Origin of the sequence: Paenibacillus guangzhouensis, from assembly GCF_009363075.1 — a bacterium.
Classification (GTDB): Bacteria; Bacillota; Bacilli; order Paenibacillales; family Paenibacillaceae; genus Paenibacillus_K; species Paenibacillus_K guangzhouensis.
Genome location: NZ_CP045293.1, coordinates 63278 through 80764 on the forward strand (window position 1 = coordinate 63278; position 17487 = coordinate 80764).

Sequence of the window (17487 nt, forward strand, 5' to 3'; positions counted from 1 at the left end):
CGATGTGTACGCATAGCAAAGAGTACATGACTTACGTTCCATGTACTCTAACTGATTATGCTATGGATCATAAGTTGTTTCGAGTGAATCACGTTTACGTTCCTTGCGCGTTGAAAATAACATCAATCGTCGAGGTGCCTAACGTCGTCTGATAAGCGACACGCGTGTATTTCAGAAATCTTGCGGCGACAAGCACGTCGGTCGAGCCGCTGGCAATGCTTAGTCCTTGGGAATCGACATAGTAGTTCACGCCATCAGCACTAACCTGAATTTGCGTTAATACCGGATTCGCTCCTTTGTTATAGACGAAGAAGGAGTAGACGCCGAGGTGGCTTGTTGTAACGGCTGCCATTGGCGTTAGTGCAGTTGTAACAGGATTATTCAGAACTTGGGATTCAATGAAACTCTTTTGCGAGATCGATGTGACGCTGGAGAGTGTACCTGTGGTAATGGTCGCACCGAGCACGCTGTTGATCGTACCTGATAGGAGCGTTGTTAGAGTCCCTGCTGTGATGGTCGCACCAAGCACATTATTTACAGTAGTCAATGTACCTGCGGTAATGGTCGCACCGAGCACGCTGTTGATCGTACCCGATAAGAGTGTTGTTATAGTTCCTGCAGTGATCGTTGCCCCAAGGACATTATTTACAGTAGTCAAAGTCCCCGCTGTAATGGTTGCCCCAAGCACATTATTTACGGTAGTCAGAGTCCCCGCAGTAATGGTCGCACCGAGCACGCTGTTGATGGTACCCGATAAGAGTGTTGTTAAAGTTCCCGCAGTGATCGTTGCCCCTAGGACATTATCGACGGTGGTCAATGTACCTGCGGTAATGGTCGCGCCGAGCACGCTATTTACGGTATTCAGTGTACCTGCGGTAATGGTCGCACCAAGCACATTGTTTACGGTAGTCAACGTACCGGCTGTAATGGTTGCCCCAAGTACGCTGTTGATGGTACCTGATAAGAGTGTTGTTAAGGTTCCCGCTGTGATGGTCGCGCCGAGCACACTGCTGACGGTTCCAATATTGAGGATACTATTGATCGTGCCTACGTTAACGGTCCCGTTAACGACATTCACGTTGAGATTCCCGTTACTATCGGTCGCGATGATATGATTGTTGCCGACGGAATCTTGTCCATATATCAACGTGCGAAGATTATCGGGATCGGTCTGAAATACATTATAGTTAGGCACATGAATCATCCTTTCCGGCTGCTTGCAGCGTCCCTGAAGTTATATCATTATGCTACGCTGTAACAAGGACGAAGTCGTGTGCGGCATCCTATGGATTGCAAAATGTACACTAACCTAGTATTGGGATTGAAAATAGACATCGGCGGAGCTTGCGCTGCCACCAGATTCAGTGGTCAAGGTAAGCCGCGTCCATTTCAGGAAATGCATCGGATTAATGACCTTCATGGAGCCTGTGGGTACGGTATATTTTTGATCAATGGCGAATTGAATCGCGTTGGGGCTTACTTCTAATACAGCGAGGATAGGGTTCGGTCCATGATTCATGATGGCGTAGGATAGGAGTGTGGTTAAGGATGTATTCTGAACGGGGAGGGTAACGCCATTTGCAGTCACCTGCAGCCCTAAGAACTGCTGTTCCGAGAATGTATGCTGGCAGGTAGGTTCATTGACGATGCGAATCGCATGTTTGGGTGATTTGGAACCCTTGCGGCGGCCAGATTTCGGCCGCTTACGGACTCTTTTTCGGACAGGTGCGCAGGTTGAGCGTATGGATGCATCTTTTTTTGTTGCCACGGTACCCATCCTTTCAAAGACGATCGCTTCATTACTATATGGAAGTTCCCGATAGATGGTGACAGTGGCCGTGCATTCCTACGCGGTTTGGCTGGGGATCTCGGGGGAGACCTTTGCATCTTTGGTTCGTGTGCTTAATGTATAAATGAGAATTCCGAACAGGATGACGCAGGAGCCAATCCATTGTTCGAAAGTAAGTTTGTCGCCTAAGATCAGATACGCCAGAATACATGTGCCGACAGGCTCACCCAGAATACTCATCGAGATCGTCGATGCGCTCATCCAACGGATTAGTCCGTTCATTACCGTCTGGCCGAATAGTGTAGGTATGATCGCAAGCCCTAGGAATAGAAGCCAATCTTGATCCGCATATCCGCTAAAAGATGTACCCAGGGCAGCGCAATAGAGCGCGAGGAAGACGCTGCTGCTCAGATAGACGATGAATGTATAGACCGGCAGCGAATACACCTGACGAACTGATTTGCCAATGAGGAAATAAATCGTAATGACTGCCGCGCCTAACAACGCGAGTACATCGCCAAGTAGTGCAATCCCTCCAATACGGAAATCCCCAATGCCGATAATGAAACTCCCGATGATGGACAGAATGCCGCCGATAATGGCCATTTTGCGCAGACGTTCTCCGAATAAGAAATAGCTCCCGGCAAAAGCGAATATAGGCTGCAGCGTCACGAGCACCGTCGAGCTGGCGACACTGGTATACCGTAGCGATTCGAACCAGAGCGCGAAATGGACACCAAGCAATACACCCGACAGGATCATGGTATAGAGCTCGCGACGTTTCATAGACCGAAACTCAGCTAGGCTGTGTTTATTTAACAAAAGCCAAGGGAGAATCAATACCGTGGAGAACAGCATGCGATAGAAAGCAACGATCGGCGCGGGAGCAGTCGAAAGTTTCACGAAAATGGCCGAGGTAGATAGAGCAGCAACACCAATAAATAGAGCGATATATAAATAAATGGATCGAGGTTTGATCACGTGCTTAGGCCTCCGATAATTCAAATGTAAATTGCCGTACTCAGTCTATCTTTTCCCCCGAATCCCGTCAAGCAGGAAGAGACTATGGATGTTCATAGGTTGTTCATATTTTCTTGCTAGACTGATGGAAGAATAGGCGAGAGGGGTATGAAAGATGAAGAAAAAGATTGGGATCGTTATCATTTCGGTGGTGATCCTCGGGGGACTTATATTCGGTTATAACTTGTATGCGAAGGGTCAAAAAACGGAGCCGGTCGTTCAGATGTCGGCAAAAGCCTCGAGGACAGACCTTGTTGTGAAAGTGTCCGGTACGGGAACCGTATCGCCTGTCAATCAAGCGACCGTGAAATCCTCCGACTCGGGCAAAATCAAGAGCATCACATTCAAAACAGGACAAAAGGTCAAGAAGGGTCAGGTTCTGGTCACGTTCGAACAAGATGACATGAGCTCACAGGTTCGCAAATCCGAGCTGCAAATTCAGCAGAAGCAGATGGATTATGATGCGCTGAAGCAGAAGTTTATGCAGGCTTCTGACGAAGAGCGCGATGCGATGAAGACGCAGATTGAGCAGAAGAAGTTGGATATCGAGGTTGCGCAGCTGGATTTGAAGGATTTGCAAGCGAAGCAGAAGGAGACGGCGGATGTTGTCTCTCCAATCGATGGCACGGTTGTTACCAGCGATATTCATGTCTCTGACCAAGTATCGCCGAATACCGTCTTAGCGGAAATCACGGACTATGATCATCTGGAATCCGTTGTTCAGATCGACGAGCTGGATATCGGCAAGGTCAAGACCGGACAGAGCGTGGAGATGACGCTCGATGCGGTAGCGGATCAAGTGGTGCAAGGGAAGGTGACCACGGTATCTCAGGAAGGAACCGCACAGAACGGCGTTGCGAGCTTCGACGTCTCCATTGGGCTCGATAAGTCTGATGCAATCAAGGTCGGGATGTCCCTGCAAGCCGATATTATTGTAGAAAAGAAAGAAAACGCAGTGGTCGTGCCGATCGAAGCCGTTCATCAATTCGGCGGCAAGTCGTATGTGCAGCTGGCATCCAGCGGAACACAAGCGCAAAAGGGAGAGTCTGCGGCAGCGAAGGACAACACCAATAATAAGTTCGCGCCACCTGAAGGGAACCAGCCAGGCAGCGGAGGCGCGAACACAGGCCGAGGCGCGCGCAATGCTGCAATGATGCAGAATATGAAAGAGATTACCGTCGGCATTCATAATGAATCTTATATTGAAGTTCTGAGCGGACTAAATGAAGGCGAATCCGTGCTGCTTCCTGCCGTCGCGGCTTCGAAGACGGGCGCGGTTCAAATGCAAGGCGGCTTCGGAGGCTTTGGCGGAATGGGCGGCATGGGTGGCGGCCAAGGATTCCGTCCGGAAGGCGGCATGGGCGGCGGCACGCGAAGCACACAGCGAATTGGCAGCGGCGGGGGCGGTACGCGATGAGTTCCACAGTCACTACGCCAGTAACGCAGCGCAAGCCATTATTGAAGCTTGAAGACATATTCAAGCGGTATGTCATGGGCGGCGAAGAGGTAACGACGCTCGAAGGCGTCTCGCTTCAAATTCATCAAGGGGAATTTGTGGCCATCGTCGGCCCTTCCGGATCAGGCAAATCGACCCTCATGAATATGATCGGCTGCCTCGATGTTCCGACGAGCGGTTCGTATTGGATTGACGGCCAAGAGGTCAGCCGAATGAAGGATGGTCAACTCGCCGAAATTCGCAATCAGAAGATCGGCTTCATTTTTCAGAGCTTCCACTTGCTATCCGCTCTCTCGGCGCTGGAGAACGTCGAACTGCCGCTCGTGTACCGCGGCATGTCGGCTAAGGCGCGCAAGGAGCAAGCGCAGCAAGCGCTTCGCGAGGTGGGACTCGAGGAGCGCATGCATCACCGTCCCTCCCAATTATCTGGCGGTCAGCAGCAGCGGGTTGCGATTGCTAGAGCGCTCGCAGGCCAGCCGCCGATTCTGCTCGCCGACGAGCCGACAGGCGCACTCGATACGAAGACGGGGCTCGAAGTGATGCAGATGATTCACAGCCTTCATCGCAAAGGACACACGATCGTACTCATTACCCATGATCCCCAGATTGCAGCGCAAGCGGAGCGGGTGATTCACATTGTGGATGGTCAAATTTCACATATGGAGGTGACGCAGCATGAAGCTGACCCAAGCATTTAAGATGGCCTGGAAAAGTATTCTATCGAACAAGACGAGGACATTGCTGACAATGCTGGGCATTATTATCGGTGTCTCCTGCGTTATTCTCCTCGTCTCCGTTGGGCAAGGCGCGACGAGTGCCGTCACGGCGCAGGTTCAGGGATTAGGTTCAAATTTGCTCTCCGTATCCATCAGCGGGCGGGGGGTGCAGACATCGGTGTCCTACGAACAAGCCCAATCCTTTGAAGAGATCGAAGGGGTCAATGCGGTAGCACCGACGGTGAGTGGCAATGTGCAGGCGAAGAACGGGAATAAGAATGTGAACGTCTCGGTAGAAGGCATCACGGCAGATTATGAAGAGGTCCGCTCGACGAAGGTGCAGAGCGGGCGGTTCATCCTCCCGATCGACGTGGATTACTCACAGAAGGTCGCACTGATCGGTACGGAGACGGCGACGGATCTGTTCGGCACGAGCGATCCTGTCGGCTCTTATGTGATGCTGAACGGAATGCGCTTCAAGGTGGTCGGATTACTGGAAGAGAAGAGCACCTCGAACAATACGATCAAGGTTCCGCTCACGTCTGCACAGCGATTATTGCGTTCCAAAGGAATACGTACAATTTATATGCAGGCCGAGACGGGAGATCTGACGTCTATTGTTAAGGCGCGTACGGAACAGAAATTAAGCCAGATCTTCCGATCTACCGATGATAGCTATACGGTAACCGATCAGAAGGAGATGCTCCAGACGGTTAGCTCGATAACGGATACCTTATCCCTTGCGCTAGGCGGTATTGCAGGAATTTCCTTGATCGTAGGCGGTATCGGAATCATGAACATTATGCTGGTCTCGGTGACCGAGCGAACGCGCGAGATCGGGATACGCAAGTCCGTTGGGGCGAAGAGGCGCGATATTCTGCTGCAATTCCTGATCGAGTCGATCGTGATTAGCGGGATCAGTGGCATTATCGGAATTCTCGTCGGACTTGGCGGCGGGGTGCTCGTAAGTAAGATTACGACGCTTACGGTACAAGCATCGCTCAATATTATTCTGATCTCCTTCGGATTCTCTGTCTTTATCGGTGTATTCTTCGGCATCTTCCCGGCGAATAAAGCAGCAAATTTGAAACCAGTGGATGCCCTGAGGTACGATTAAGGGAGTAGGCATATAACGGATCGAACATCGAGAAGGGGAAGGGGTGTGCGAAAATTGAGACAGCCACGCGTCCTTGTGATTGAGGATGATGAATATATTCGCGATTTACTCTCCTTATATTTGGATAAACATCAATTCGATTATGATATGGCGGAGACGGGGAATGAGGGGGTTGAGCTCTTCCTCGCCAATCCGCCTGATATTGTACTTTTGGATATTATGCTGCCGGAAATGGATGGCTTCGAGGTATGCAGAGAAATTCGCCGGTATAACAATGTGCCGATTCTGATGATCACCGGAAAAGGCGAGAGCTACGATAAACTGAAAGGCTTTGAGCTCGGTGCAGACGATTATATCGTCAAGCCCTTTGACCCCAAGGAGCTGATCGCACGAATCAAGGCTGTGCTGCGCAGAACGCAAGCAGGGCTGGTACAAGAAATTATCCAGTATCCGGGTTTAACCATTCGGATGGACGAGAACAAACTTGTGCTAAACCATGCGGAATATATGCTGCCGCCCAAAGAAATGGAATTGCTGCATCGGCTCGCGATTCATCCGAATAAGGTGTTCACGCGCGAACAGCTTCTCTATCAGGTCTGGGGGCATGACTATGCGGGTGATTTTCGCACGGTGGATGTGCATATTAAGCGGCTTCGCGAGAAACTTGGCGAGACCGAGCAGTGGCGGATCGTCACGATTTGGGGTGTCGGGTATAAGTTCGAGGTGACGATATGATGCGGATGCCGAAGCTGAAGCTGAAGTGGAAGTTCGGAATTTTCGCTAAAATATTGGTCACCATTCTCGGCTTCCTCTTCGTATCGATGCTAACGCTAGCACTGGTGTTCAACTGGTTCTTCCGCGGTGATCTATTGAATTCGCACCGTGATCAAGATATGCGACAGTTACAAGATATCACCAAATACATTGAGCAAGCCTATGCCGAAGGATGGAGCAAAAGCGCGGTCAACGCGGGGTTATCCTTAGTCGTCCCGAAGGAGATGCGTTCACTCTATCTCTTCGATCGGAAGACTGGGAGAGCCATTCTTCGAATTACGAACCCGCAGCGGCCTGATCTGCAACCGGATCCCTATCTGGTCAGAGAACTTATCAAAGACACGGAAATGACACACAGCAAATATATAATCGACAAAGAGGACGGCAAGGTCATGATCGCTGCGGGATCTGTGATGATCGACAACCAACCGAAGTGGACCGTTATGATCATCTCGCGGGCCTTCCAAGCGGATTTCTCCAGATCGAATAGCCGGATGGTGCTCGCGATTTGTGTCACCCTCATTGTGTCGTTTATTTTCACGCTGATCTTATCCCGGCAGTTGACCCGGCGGGTGAAGCAGCTGACCGCAGCGACACAAGCGATTGCCAAAGGGAATTTTAAACCGTTCATTCCACTGAAGTCCAATGACGAACTGGGTGAACTTGCGAACACCGTGCAGCAGATGGCACATGATCTGGAAGGCGTTGACCGGATGCGTAAAGACTTCATCGCGAATGTCTCTCACGACCTGCGTTCCCCGCTCACATCGATGAACGGCTATGTGGAGGCGATTCTGGATGGGACGGTGCCGGAACAGCGAACGAAGCATTATCTGCGTATTGTCAAAGATTTGAATACGCGTGTGATTCGATTGGTTAATGACCTGCTCGATATGAGCAAGATTGATCATGGACAGCTAGAGATGCAATTCCGCCCTTTTAACATCACGGAGACGATTCGCAAGGTGCTCGCAAGTATGGAGTCGCAATTTGTTAATCATCAAGTGATATTCCGCGTCTACCCGAAATCTGGCGCAGCTGTGGAAGGCGAGACGGAAGACATTGAAGTCTACGGCGATCCCGATCGGATTAAGCAAGTCCTGACGAATTTGATTCAGAACGCGATTGAATTCTCGCCGGATGGCAAGCCGATTCTCGTCGATTTAATCGCGGGCGACCAGGCTGTCATTGTCGTGAAGGACCACGGCATCGGCATGGATAAGGAACAGCTGGAACGGATCTGGGACCGATTCTATAAAGCTGATCAAGCACGAACAAGACGTAATGGAACCGGCATCGGACTCTCGATCGTCAAGACCATTATCGAACGTCACGGCACGACGATTCAGGCATCGAGCGAGCTTGGAGAAGGCACGCAATTTACATTCGCTCTACCGTATGCAAGTCATTCTGATTCATAAGGCATGAAGAATAGCTTAGGACACGGGATAAAAGGAGGTACTTAACATGATGGAAAAGTCAGTCCATTACGATCGAAGCAAGGAGAAGCGAAATCGGGATTTCATGGAGGAAGTGGCGCCGTATCTCGATGAGCTGCGCTCATATTGTGCATACGTTGCTGCATCGACTTGGGAAGGGGAAGACCTGTACCAGGAGGTATTGCTCAAAGCGTTCGTCTATCGCGCGAAGGTAAGCTGCAGTACGGTGCCATTTACGAAAGCGTATCTTTACCGGATGGCACAAAATATCTGGGTGGATATGTATCGTAAGCATCGAGGGCGAATCATCCCTTGTGAACAGATTGAGTTCAATGGCGTAGACTCGAACCGTTATGTGGAAGTACGCGAGCTGGTAGAGCACGTCGCTGATCAAGTTCCTGAGCACCATGTTGAGATGCTATTAATGCAGGATGTATTTCGTTATTCGATGGAAGAGATAGCACTTATGAATAATATATCGGTTCCGGCTGTAAAATCAGCGCTTCATCGAACACGGACGAAGCTTCGGTCAACGAAGCGATCCTATCACGTGAAGCCAAAAGATGCGAAGCATCCTGCTCGTGTCGAAGGCTGGGTCTACGCCGTATTGAAGGGGGACCCGAGCCAATTGTTATCGAATGTATCGCAAGGATAAGACCGAGAGGGCAGCTTGCATAGGGGCTGCTCTTTTTTATGTTCGAACGCAGGCTTTGATGTTATCGCTGTATTCGCTGGGGATCTTTTTATGTAGAATTTTGAAGAAAAATGGTATACAATGAATCTTGTCGTCTTTTTTAACAATCGTACGGAATTCCGCTTGCGGAAGAACCGGTATTAATAATCATTGGAGTGGGCAACATGAGCAGCAATAATCGAAATCCATTTTTTCCTCGTCTCGATATGGATCGGATCATGGGACTGATCGGTCAGATCGAATCCGAAGATGATAGAACCGGTGTAAAGGCAGAGGATCATCGTACGAAGGTAATTGAGCCGAAGAAACGTAGACGTCCGCAGAGCGTGGATGCGCTGCTGCATAGTGTTTTGAACAACTAATTGTAGAAGAGAATAAGATGTGGTGAAAATAAGCTGCCCAAAGGGTCATATGATATGACCTTTTGGACAGCTTATTTCTTTTTGTGTGCATGAATGGGCGTTTATTGCGTTATAAATCCACTTTAATAGGTATCATAAATATAAAATAATGCATTATATATTGTAATATGAGCATTATTTAGTTATATTTATGACATCATATTTAATTGGGAGGAAATGCGATGAATAGAGCAGTGATGGTGAACCGCAAGTGGGTATTTACTTTTCAAGAAGGTCATGCGAAAATGGTTGATTTGCTCGGCGGCAAAGGAGCGAATCTCGCAGAAATGACGCGAGCGGGTCTCGCAGTTCCTCCAGGATTTACGGTGACGACGGAGGCTTGTCTGACTTACTTCAAGGATGGCAATCGATTAAATGATGTCATGCTACATCAAATTCTAATGGGGTTAGCACAGCTTGAACGGGAGAAGGGGCAGGTCTTCGGGGAGCGGGATAAGCCGCTGCTCGTCTCGGTTCGCTCTGGTTCGGTTACTTCGATGCCAGGGATGATGGACACAATTCTTAATGTTGGGCTGAATGATGAGACAGTGGTAGGGATCAGCGAATTGACAGGCAATCCGCGCTTCGCCTTTGATTGCTATCGTCGATTGATCCAGATGTTCGGACATGTGGTGATGGGCGTTGAGTCACATCTGTTCGAACAGCAATTGGATCGAATGAAGACGCGTGAAGGGGTATTGCGAGATGAAGAAATTTCCGCAGCGGGGTTACAGCAGCTAGTACAGGAATATAAGCTGCTCGTCCTCCTGAAGACAGGCAAAGGTTTCCCTCAGAACGTTGTTGATCAGCTGCGACTCGCCATCGAAGCCGTATTCAGCTCATGGAATAATGCTAGGGCGCAGGTATACCGGCGAATGCACCGTATTCCGGACGACCAAGGAACGGCTGTGAACATTCAGAGCATGGTATTTGGGAATATGGGTGAGACATGCGGTACCGGCGTTGTGTTCACACGTAACCCATCGACCGGGGAGAATATACTCTTCGGTGAGTTTTTGCTTAACGCGCAGGGGGAAGATGTTGTTGCAGGCATTCGGACACCGATGCCCATCGCCATGCTGGAACAAGTCATGCCGGATGCGTATGACGAATTACAGCGTACCGTGAAGCAATTGGAGTTTCACTATCAGGATATTCAAGATATCGAATTTACGATCGAACATCATAAGCTGTACCTGCTGCAGACACGCAGCGGGAAGCGAAATGCACAGGCAGCGCTCAAAATTGCAGTGGATCTGGTGCATGAAGGCATCATTACGAAGCGACAGGCCATTGAGCGAATTGATCCGATGCACCTTGAACAGCTGCTGCATCGAGCCATTCGAGAAGATGCACAGCAAGCAGTGGCGAAGGGACTTCCTGCATCGCCAGGGGCTGCGGTGGGGCAAGTTGCACTGGATGCCGAGACGGCCGCGTTATGGGGCAAGGAAGGGAAGCGGGTGATTCTCGTTCGACCTGAGACGACACCAGAGGATATCGAAGGCGTCCTGGCCTCCGAAGGCGTGGCGACGCTCCGGGGCGGCATGACAAGTCATGCTGCGGTTGTGGCGCGGGGAATGGGGAAGCCTTGCGTCTGCGGCTGCGAGACAATCGAATTCCTTGCGTCGGAGCGCGGGATTCGAATCGGGTCGCAGACCATTCACGAGGGAGACTGGATGACAATCGACGGGCATCGTGGATTGATATGCCTAGGCGAGCTCGAACTGAAGGAACCGGAGATGACGGAAGCATTGATGGAATTGTTGGCATGGGCGGATGAGGTTCGTACCCTTCGGATCCTTGCGAACGCCGATCATCCGTATGATGCGCAGGTGGCTAGGCAATATGGCGCGGAAGGCATCGGACTCTGCCGTACGGAGCACATGTTCTTCGATAAGGAACGGCTCCCGATCGTACAGCGGATGATTCTCGCTGAGCATACGGATGCCAGACGGGATGCCTTGGCACAGCTGCTGCCGATGCAGCAGTCGGATTTCGAAGGCATGCTCGAGGCGATGAATGGCCTGCCTGTGACGATACGTCTGCTCGATCCGCCGCTGCACGAGTTTTTGCCGAAGCGGAAGGAACTGCAAGAGCGTCTGCAGCATCTGCGAGGTCTGCATGGGACGGACCAGGAGATCGCTGGCATCGAAGCGACGATGAAGAAAGTTGAGGCGCTGGAAGAAATAAATCCGATGCTGGGACAGCGCGGTTGCCGGCTCGGCATCGTCTATCCCGAAGTCTACGATATGCAGATCGAGGCGATCTTCAAAGCGGCAGCAAGCTGCTTGAAGCGCGGAATCGCTGTCCTCCCGGAGATTATGATTCCACTCGTCGGCCATGTGACGGAGCTGAAGTTCTTCCGCGAACGCATTGAGCAGATTGCAAGCGAGATGCTGAGCAAGAAGCAATTGCAGCAATGCGCCTACAGAGTCGGCACGATGATCGAGGTGCCGCGCGCAGCATTAACGGCTCATCAAATCGCTGTCCATGCGGATTTCTTCTCGTTCGGAACGAATGACCTGACCCAGATGACACTTGGATATAGCCGTGATGATGCGGAAGGAAAATTCATGTCGCAATATTTGGATCGTCGTATTCTTGCGCATAATCCTTTCCAGGTGCTGGACGAGGAAGGTGTCGGTCAGTTGATTCAGATCGCGAATACGACGGGCAAATCCGTGAAGCCGGAATTAAAGGCAGGCGTCTGCGGGGAACATGGCGGCGATCCGCAATCGATTCGCTTCTGCCATGCCATTGGCCTAGAGTATGTCAGCTGTTCGCCATACCGCATCCCACTGGCTCGGATTGCTGCGGCACAGGCGGTTATTGCGGAGGAACGGCAAGGGGTCGAAGAAGCGATGGCGGAGAGTTTGTTAGCAGAGCGAATGCACGCCTGAAGCAAGCCTGAGTGTAACGCCGAATTTTAAATATATGCATACGACCTTACTTCGTAATATGTTGCGGGGTAAGGTTGTTTGCTGTACCGCATAGCGAAACAGTGATTTAACCCCAAAAAAAGTGTTGTATTAATATGCAACTAACTGTATAATCCACTTAATTAACGTTAATTAAATTTGGAGTGTGAAGTTATTCATGACCAGAATGAAGTTGAAGGAAGCAGCCATGAGGTTATTCGGAGAGAAAGGCTATGATGGTACAGCGCTCTCTGAAATAGCCAAAGAAGTTGGCGTGAAGACGCCAGCGATCTACGCCTTTTATGAGAATAAAGAAGATTTGTTCATGACGGTCTTTCGAGACGCCATGCAGTCATACAATCGATTCATTCAACAGCTCTCCGATGAGCAGCAGGTGAGAAGCACACGGGACAACCTCTACCGGATTCTCACGAGGCAATATGAGTACTACCGGGAGAGCCAGGAGATTAGTCTATTCGCCCTGCGGTACTTGCTATTTCCGCCGCCTTTTCTGAAAGAAACGATCGATCAGGCTTTCCTGCAGTCGGATGTGCTGTTGACGGAGATTATTCAAGGGATCATGGTGCAAGGCCAACAGAAGGGTGAAATAAGAGAGCAATCGATTGAGCCCCTCGTGGACGCCTTCCTTAATGTAATGGACGGGTTATGCATGCAATACTTCTATTATTCCTCCAAAGAAGTCTATGAACGCAAACTGAACAATGCATTTGAGATGTATTGGAACGGTGCGCGCTCCTAAGAAAGTTACACAACAACAAGAAGATTTCAGAGCTGGGGGATGAGTAAAAATGAGCGAAGCTAGTCAAGTACAGAATAACGAACCTGTATCACAAGATTTTGAGAGGGAACCCGTTCCCGCGCATTTGCGCAAAAAATGGCTGCCCATGGCGCTCGTCTGGATTGCCATCGGTATCGATTTATCAGCCATGTTCCTAGGGGCTCAGCTTGGAGCGGGGATGAACCTGGTGGATTCTCTGACAGCAACGCTGATCGGCTCGTTAATACTTGGTGTCATCAGTGCTTTATGTGCTTATGTCGGGGCCAAAACAGGCCTGTCGACCGCCATGATCACACGTTTCTTATTCGGTAATAAAGGCGCGTATATTGTATCGATCGTACTTGGGATTTTCTCGCTCGGATGGTTCGGTGTACAAGCCGGATTCTTCGCTTCAAATATGCAGACGGCCTTCCAATCATTATGGGGCATTAATCTGTCGTTAGGCTTGCTTTCTTTTATCGGCGGGATGCTGATGATGTCAACGGCAATTTGGGGATACCGTTCTATCGAACGATTAAGCGTATGGTCTGTGCCGCTGCTTATCATTTTTATCGGGATTGCAATTTTTGCCGCGTTTAAGAGCAAAGGGTCTGCGGCGATTTGGGAACCGATCAGCGCAGCTCCGATTCCAATGGGGCTGGCGATATCGCTTGTGATCGGGATTTTCATCGTCGGAACCGTGTTGTCGCCAGACATTGCCCGTTGGGCGCGTACGCCGAAGCATGCGGTGATTGCGGCGTTTATCGGCTTCTTTGTCGGCAACAGCTTCATGACGGTCATCGCGATCTTCTTATCGCGACTGATGGATACTGACGATTTGACGCATATTTTTATCGCGCTTGGACTGGGGCTTCCGGCTATTATTGTCTTAACGCTGGCGCAATGGACGACAAATACGAACAACTTGTATTCTGCATCTCTTGGTTTCTCCGTCGTCTTTCGGCATGTACCAAAGAAAATCATTACGATCATTGCGGGTCTGATTGCGACTTCCTTAGCCGTGTTCGGGATTTATGATAAGTTCTTATCGTTCTTGACCGTGATCACGATGTTCGTATCGCCGATTGGCGGGATCTACACAGCGGAGTATTTGTTTGTCGATCGCAAGAAATTTACGTTCGAAGGGCTCGACCGTAATCCGAATTTGATTATCCGTTCTTTGGTGGTATGGGTGGCGGCTACGTTATTTGCTTATATGACGACAGACGCGCCGGATGGCTTCGGATTATTCCATCTGACCTATGTGCCGGCACTAGATGCCTTTATTTTCGCATTTGTCGCACAATGGGTGGTCGGCAAAATTATGAGTAAGAAAGGATAACATCATGACTGACTTCAAGTTGACTGAATTAAATGAACAAGCTGTGGAATATATCGCTGTCGGCGCAGCGGTGCTCGGAACCGGCGGAGGCGGCGATCCTCATATCGGTAAACTAATGGCGATTGAAGCCATTCGCAAATACGGACCTGTCCGCGTGGTGAGACCCGAGGCGTTGGCGGACGATGATCTCGTCGTTCCGCTCTCGATGATCGGAGCGCCGACGGTCATGAATGAGAAAATTCCTTCGATTGAGCAAATGACAAAGCCGCTTGATTTGATGGAAAAAGAGCTAGGCCGCAAAGTGAGCGCACTGATGCCGATTGAGGTCGGCGGCGGCAATTCGCTCGTTCCGGTTATCGCGGCAGCAGAACGCGGTATTCCGCTGCTCGATGCGGATGCGATGGGACGTGCCTTCCCGGAATCGCAGATGGTGACTTTCCATCTCGACGGCATCGACTGCAGCCCGATTACGATGGCGGATGAGCGCGGTAATGCAGTGCTCATGCATGCGATCGACGGCGTCTGGGAGGAACGGATGGCGCGTGCCATCACGATTCAAATGGGTGGATCCGCGTCGATCTGCGATTACCCGGTGTCCGGTGCTCAGGCGAAGCAAAGTGTGATTCCTTATACATTGTCGCTGGCTTATGAAATTGGCAAAACGTTATTCGAATCCAAGGAATTGAAGCAAAATCCGATCGACGCGCTGCTGAAGCAGCTGAACGGGTACGCGTTGTTCCATGGGAAAGCGGTCGATATTCGTAGGCGGACAGAAGGCGGGTTTACTCGCGGTGAAGCGGTATTCGAAGGGACGGACGCGCAAAAAGGCCGTACGATGAAGCTGTTCTTCCAGAATGAATTCCTGCTCGCAACAGAAGACGGCCGTTCGCTTGCTGTTACACCAGATTTGATCTCCTTGCTTGATCAAGATACAGGCATGCCGATCACGACGGAAAACTTGAAATACGGTGCGCGCGTGACGGCCGTTGGCTTCCCGTGCGATCCGAGATGGCGGACGCCGAAAGGTCTTGAGACGGTAGGTCCGGACTATTTTGGCTATGATACGCCGTATATTCCAATCGAAGAATTAGCATCGAAGAAAGGTGGAGAACTGTAATGGCAGCGACGAAAACGAACAGCGAAGAAGTGTACCGCATCGGGATTGATGTCGGCGGGACGAATACAGACTCTGCCTTGCTCGATTCTCAGCTGAATACGATTCATACGGTCAAAGTGCATACGACGCGGGATGTCAATGAAGGAATTATCGAGTCGGTGCGCCGCTTGTTGGCAGAGAGCGGAGTAAACCCTGCGCAGATCCGTTATGCGATGCTCGGTACGACGCATTGCACGAATGCGATCGTGGAGCGCAAGCATCTTGGCAAGGTGGGCTTGATTCGACTTGGCGCGCCTGCGACGACGGCAGTTCCGCCCCTTGCGGACTGGGACGATACGTTGAAGGCCGCGATCGGTCCTCATGCGTATGTGGCGAACGGCGGTTATGAATACGATGGCCGCACGATCGTGGAATTGGATGAGGCTGAGATTATCGGTTACTTCCATCAAATGAAGGGTGAAGTCGATGCGGTTGCGATTTGCGGTGTGTTCTCCCCTGTGAATACATCGCAAGAGAAGCGTGTCGAACAGCTTGCGAAGGAAGTGCTCGGCGCGAATATGCCAGTAACCTTGTCTCATGAGATTGGGAGTATCGGACTGTTGGAGCGGGAGAATGCTTCGCTGCTGAACGGTGCCCTGTTGAACGTCATTTCGGGTGTTGTGAAAGGCTTCGAGCAAGCACTTCAAGGCTTTGGCATTCAGGCGGGCGTATATATCTGCCAGAATGACGGGACGTTAATGCGCAGTGAATATGCACTCCGTTATCCGATACTGACGATTGCCTGCGGACCGACGAACTCCATTCGCGGCGCGGCGCATCTATCTGGGCTAAGTCATGCGCTCGTCGTTGATATCGGCGGGACGACGACGGATATCGGCGTCTTGGCGCAAGGGTTCCCTCGCCAATCTTCGGCTGCGGTGGAAATCGGCGGCGTACGCACGAACTTCCGGATGCCGGATATTCTGTCGATCGGGATCGGCGGCGGTACGATTGTGCGTTCGGATGAATCGAACGGTACAGTGACGGTAGGTCCGGATAGCGTAGGTTATGAGCTGCTCAAGCGCGGTACGATCTTTGGCGGCGACACGCTGACAGCGACGGATGTGGCAGTGAAGCTGGGCCGGTTCGGATGGGAAGGCGCGCTGACGGAGAGTCTCGATGAGGCCGTATGCCAGAAGGCCGATGCGATCATGACGCGTGACATCGAAGATGCGATCGACCGCATGAAGACGAGTGCAGACCCTGTCGATGTGATTCTGGTCGGCGGCGGCAGCATTCTTGTCGCGGACAAGCTCGAAGGCGTAGCGCGAATTGTAAGACCGAACCACCACGATGCGGCGAATGCGATCGGTGCCGCGCTGGGTGAAGTGAGCGGGGAGACTGAACGCATCTACTCGCTGGATGATATGACTTATGATGAAGCGATGACCGATGCGCGTAATCATGCGATCGAACAAGCGGTGCTTGCGGGTGCGGATCGTTCGACGGTACAGGTCGTGCTGACGGAGGATATTCCGATTGCCTATCTGCCGGGGAACGCCTTACTCGTGAAGGTAAAGGCCGCAGGTCGATTGTAAAGAACATTGAATGAAGTAGAAAAGGCTTCTCTCAACGTCAGTGGACGGACGATGAGAGAAGCCTTTTTTGTTTGTAGATGCCACGGGAGTGATTTAGTCGCTGTGATCATTAGGAATCGAGTGAGACGTGGGGAGGATCTCATACAAGTCTCTCACGTCGCATCCGATGGTATCTGCGATGGATAACGCCATTTTCAGCGGCATGATGCGCTGGTTCTCGGCGAAGTCAATTAATCGCTCCGGTCGAAGAAGAAGCTGCTGAGCGAGCTGTTCGACCGACATATTCGTTTCTTCTAGGCGTTCCAGCAGCAGACACCGTCCTAACTCCAGCTTCATCTTCCCTTGCCTC

At 50.9% G+C, this 17487-nt stretch carries 16 protein-coding genes; 12 read left to right on the forward strand and 4 right to left on the reverse strand.

All coding sequences use genetic code 11. From position 1 onward, the window contains the following. Nucleotides 1-94: 94 nt before the first annotated feature. The 3 genes from GCU39_RS00290 to GCU39_RS00300 form a co-directional block, all read right to left on the reverse strand. Nucleotides 95-1195, reverse strand: coding sequence for a DUF6385 domain-containing protein (locus GCU39_RS00290; RefSeq protein ID WP_152391667.1), 1101 nt, complete (start codon nucleotides 1193-1195; stop codon nucleotides 95-97). A gap of 114 nt (nucleotides 1196-1309) precedes the next feature. After that, nucleotides 1310-1768 (reverse strand): DUF6385 domain-containing protein, encoded by a 459-nt coding sequence (locus GCU39_RS00295; RefSeq protein ID WP_152391668.1) that lies wholly within the window; start codon nucleotides 1766-1768, stop codon nucleotides 1310-1312. A gap of 78 nt (nucleotides 1769-1846) precedes the next feature. Then, nucleotides 1847-2770 (reverse strand): DMT family transporter, encoded by a 924-nt coding sequence (locus tag GCU39_RS00300; protein ID WP_152391669.1) that lies wholly within the window; start codon nucleotides 2768-2770, stop codon nucleotides 1847-1849. Nucleotides 2771-2924: 154 nt separating this feature from the next. On the opposite strand from GCU39_RS00300, the gene GCU39_RS00305 reads away from it, so the two are divergent. The 12 genes from GCU39_RS00305 (at nucleotide 2925) to GCU39_RS00360 (ending at nucleotide 17138) form a co-directional block, all read left to right on the forward strand. Continuing rightward, a complete protein-coding gene (locus GCU39_RS00305; protein WP_152391670.1) occupies nucleotides 2925-4226 on the forward strand; it encodes an efflux RND transporter periplasmic adaptor subunit in 1302 nt (433 codons plus the stop codon). Next, nucleotides 4223-4963, forward strand: coding sequence for an ABC transporter ATP-binding protein (locus GCU39_RS00310; protein WP_152391671.1), 741 nt, complete (start codon nucleotides 4223-4225; stop codon nucleotides 4961-4963). Before GCU39_RS00305 ends, GCU39_RS00310 begins: the two co-directional genes overlap by 4 nt. Beyond that, nucleotides 4941-6098, forward strand: coding sequence for an ABC transporter permease (locus tag GCU39_RS00315; protein WP_152391672.1), 1158 nt, complete (start codon nucleotides 4941-4943; stop codon nucleotides 6096-6098). Before GCU39_RS00310 ends, GCU39_RS00315 begins: the two co-directional genes overlap by 23 nt. Before the next feature lie 54 nt (nucleotides 6099-6152). Continuing rightward, on the forward strand, nucleotides 6153-6833 hold the full coding sequence (locus GCU39_RS00320) for a response regulator transcription factor (RefSeq protein WP_407671728.1): 681 nt from the start codon (nucleotides 6153-6155) through the stop codon (nucleotides 6831-6833). Continuing rightward, on the forward strand, nucleotides 6830-8293 hold the full coding sequence (locus GCU39_RS00325; protein WP_152391674.1) for a sensor histidine kinase: 1464 nt from the start codon (nucleotides 6830-6832) through the stop codon (nucleotides 8291-8293). Before GCU39_RS00320 ends, GCU39_RS00325 begins: the two co-directional genes overlap by 4 nt. A gap of 46 nt (nucleotides 8294-8339) precedes the next feature. Continuing rightward, nucleotides 8340-8966, forward strand: a complete 627-nt coding sequence (locus GCU39_RS00330; RefSeq protein ID WP_152391675.1) for an RNA polymerase sigma factor — start codon at nucleotides 8340-8342, stop codon at nucleotides 8964-8966. Nucleotides 8967-9169: 203 nt separating this feature from the next. Further along, nucleotides 9170-9367, forward strand: coding sequence for a hypothetical protein (locus GCU39_RS00335; RefSeq protein ID WP_152391676.1), 198 nt, complete (start codon nucleotides 9170-9172; stop codon nucleotides 9365-9367). A gap of 221 nt (nucleotides 9368-9588) precedes the next feature. Continuing rightward, complete coding sequence (ppdK, locus tag GCU39_RS00340) at nucleotides 9589-12306, forward strand: pyruvate, phosphate dikinase (protein WP_227793394.1); 2718 nt, start codon at nucleotides 9589-9591, stop codon at nucleotides 12304-12306. A 196-nt stretch (nucleotides 12307-12502) separates the two neighbouring features. After that, nucleotides 12503-13084, forward strand: coding sequence for a TetR/AcrR family transcriptional regulator (locus tag GCU39_RS00345; RefSeq protein ID WP_152391677.1), 582 nt, complete (start codon nucleotides 12503-12505; stop codon nucleotides 13082-13084). A gap of 49 nt (nucleotides 13085-13133) precedes the next feature. Further along, a complete protein-coding gene (locus GCU39_RS00350) occupies nucleotides 13134-14444 on the forward strand; it encodes a cytosine permease (protein WP_152391678.1) in 1311 nt (436 codons plus the stop codon). A gap of 4 nt (nucleotides 14445-14448) precedes the next feature. After that, entirely contained in the window at nucleotides 14449-15561 is a 1113-nt protein-coding gene (locus GCU39_RS00355) for an S-methyl thiohydantoin desulfurase family protein (RefSeq protein WP_152391679.1), read from the forward strand. Next, a complete protein-coding gene (locus tag GCU39_RS00360) occupies nucleotides 15561-17138 on the forward strand; it encodes a hydantoinase/oxoprolinase N-terminal domain-containing protein (RefSeq protein ID WP_152391680.1) in 1578 nt (525 codons plus the stop codon). The genes GCU39_RS00355 and GCU39_RS00360 overlap by 1 nt, the downstream gene beginning before the upstream one ends. A gap of 93 nt (nucleotides 17139-17231) precedes the next feature. Here GCU39_RS00360 and GCU39_RS00365 read toward each other — a convergent pair whose 3' ends face one another. Further along, entirely contained in the window at nucleotides 17232-17474 is a 243-nt protein-coding gene (locus tag GCU39_RS00365; RefSeq protein WP_152391681.1) for a helix-turn-helix domain-containing protein, read from the reverse strand. Between the last annotated feature and the right edge of the window lie 13 nt (nucleotides 17475-17487).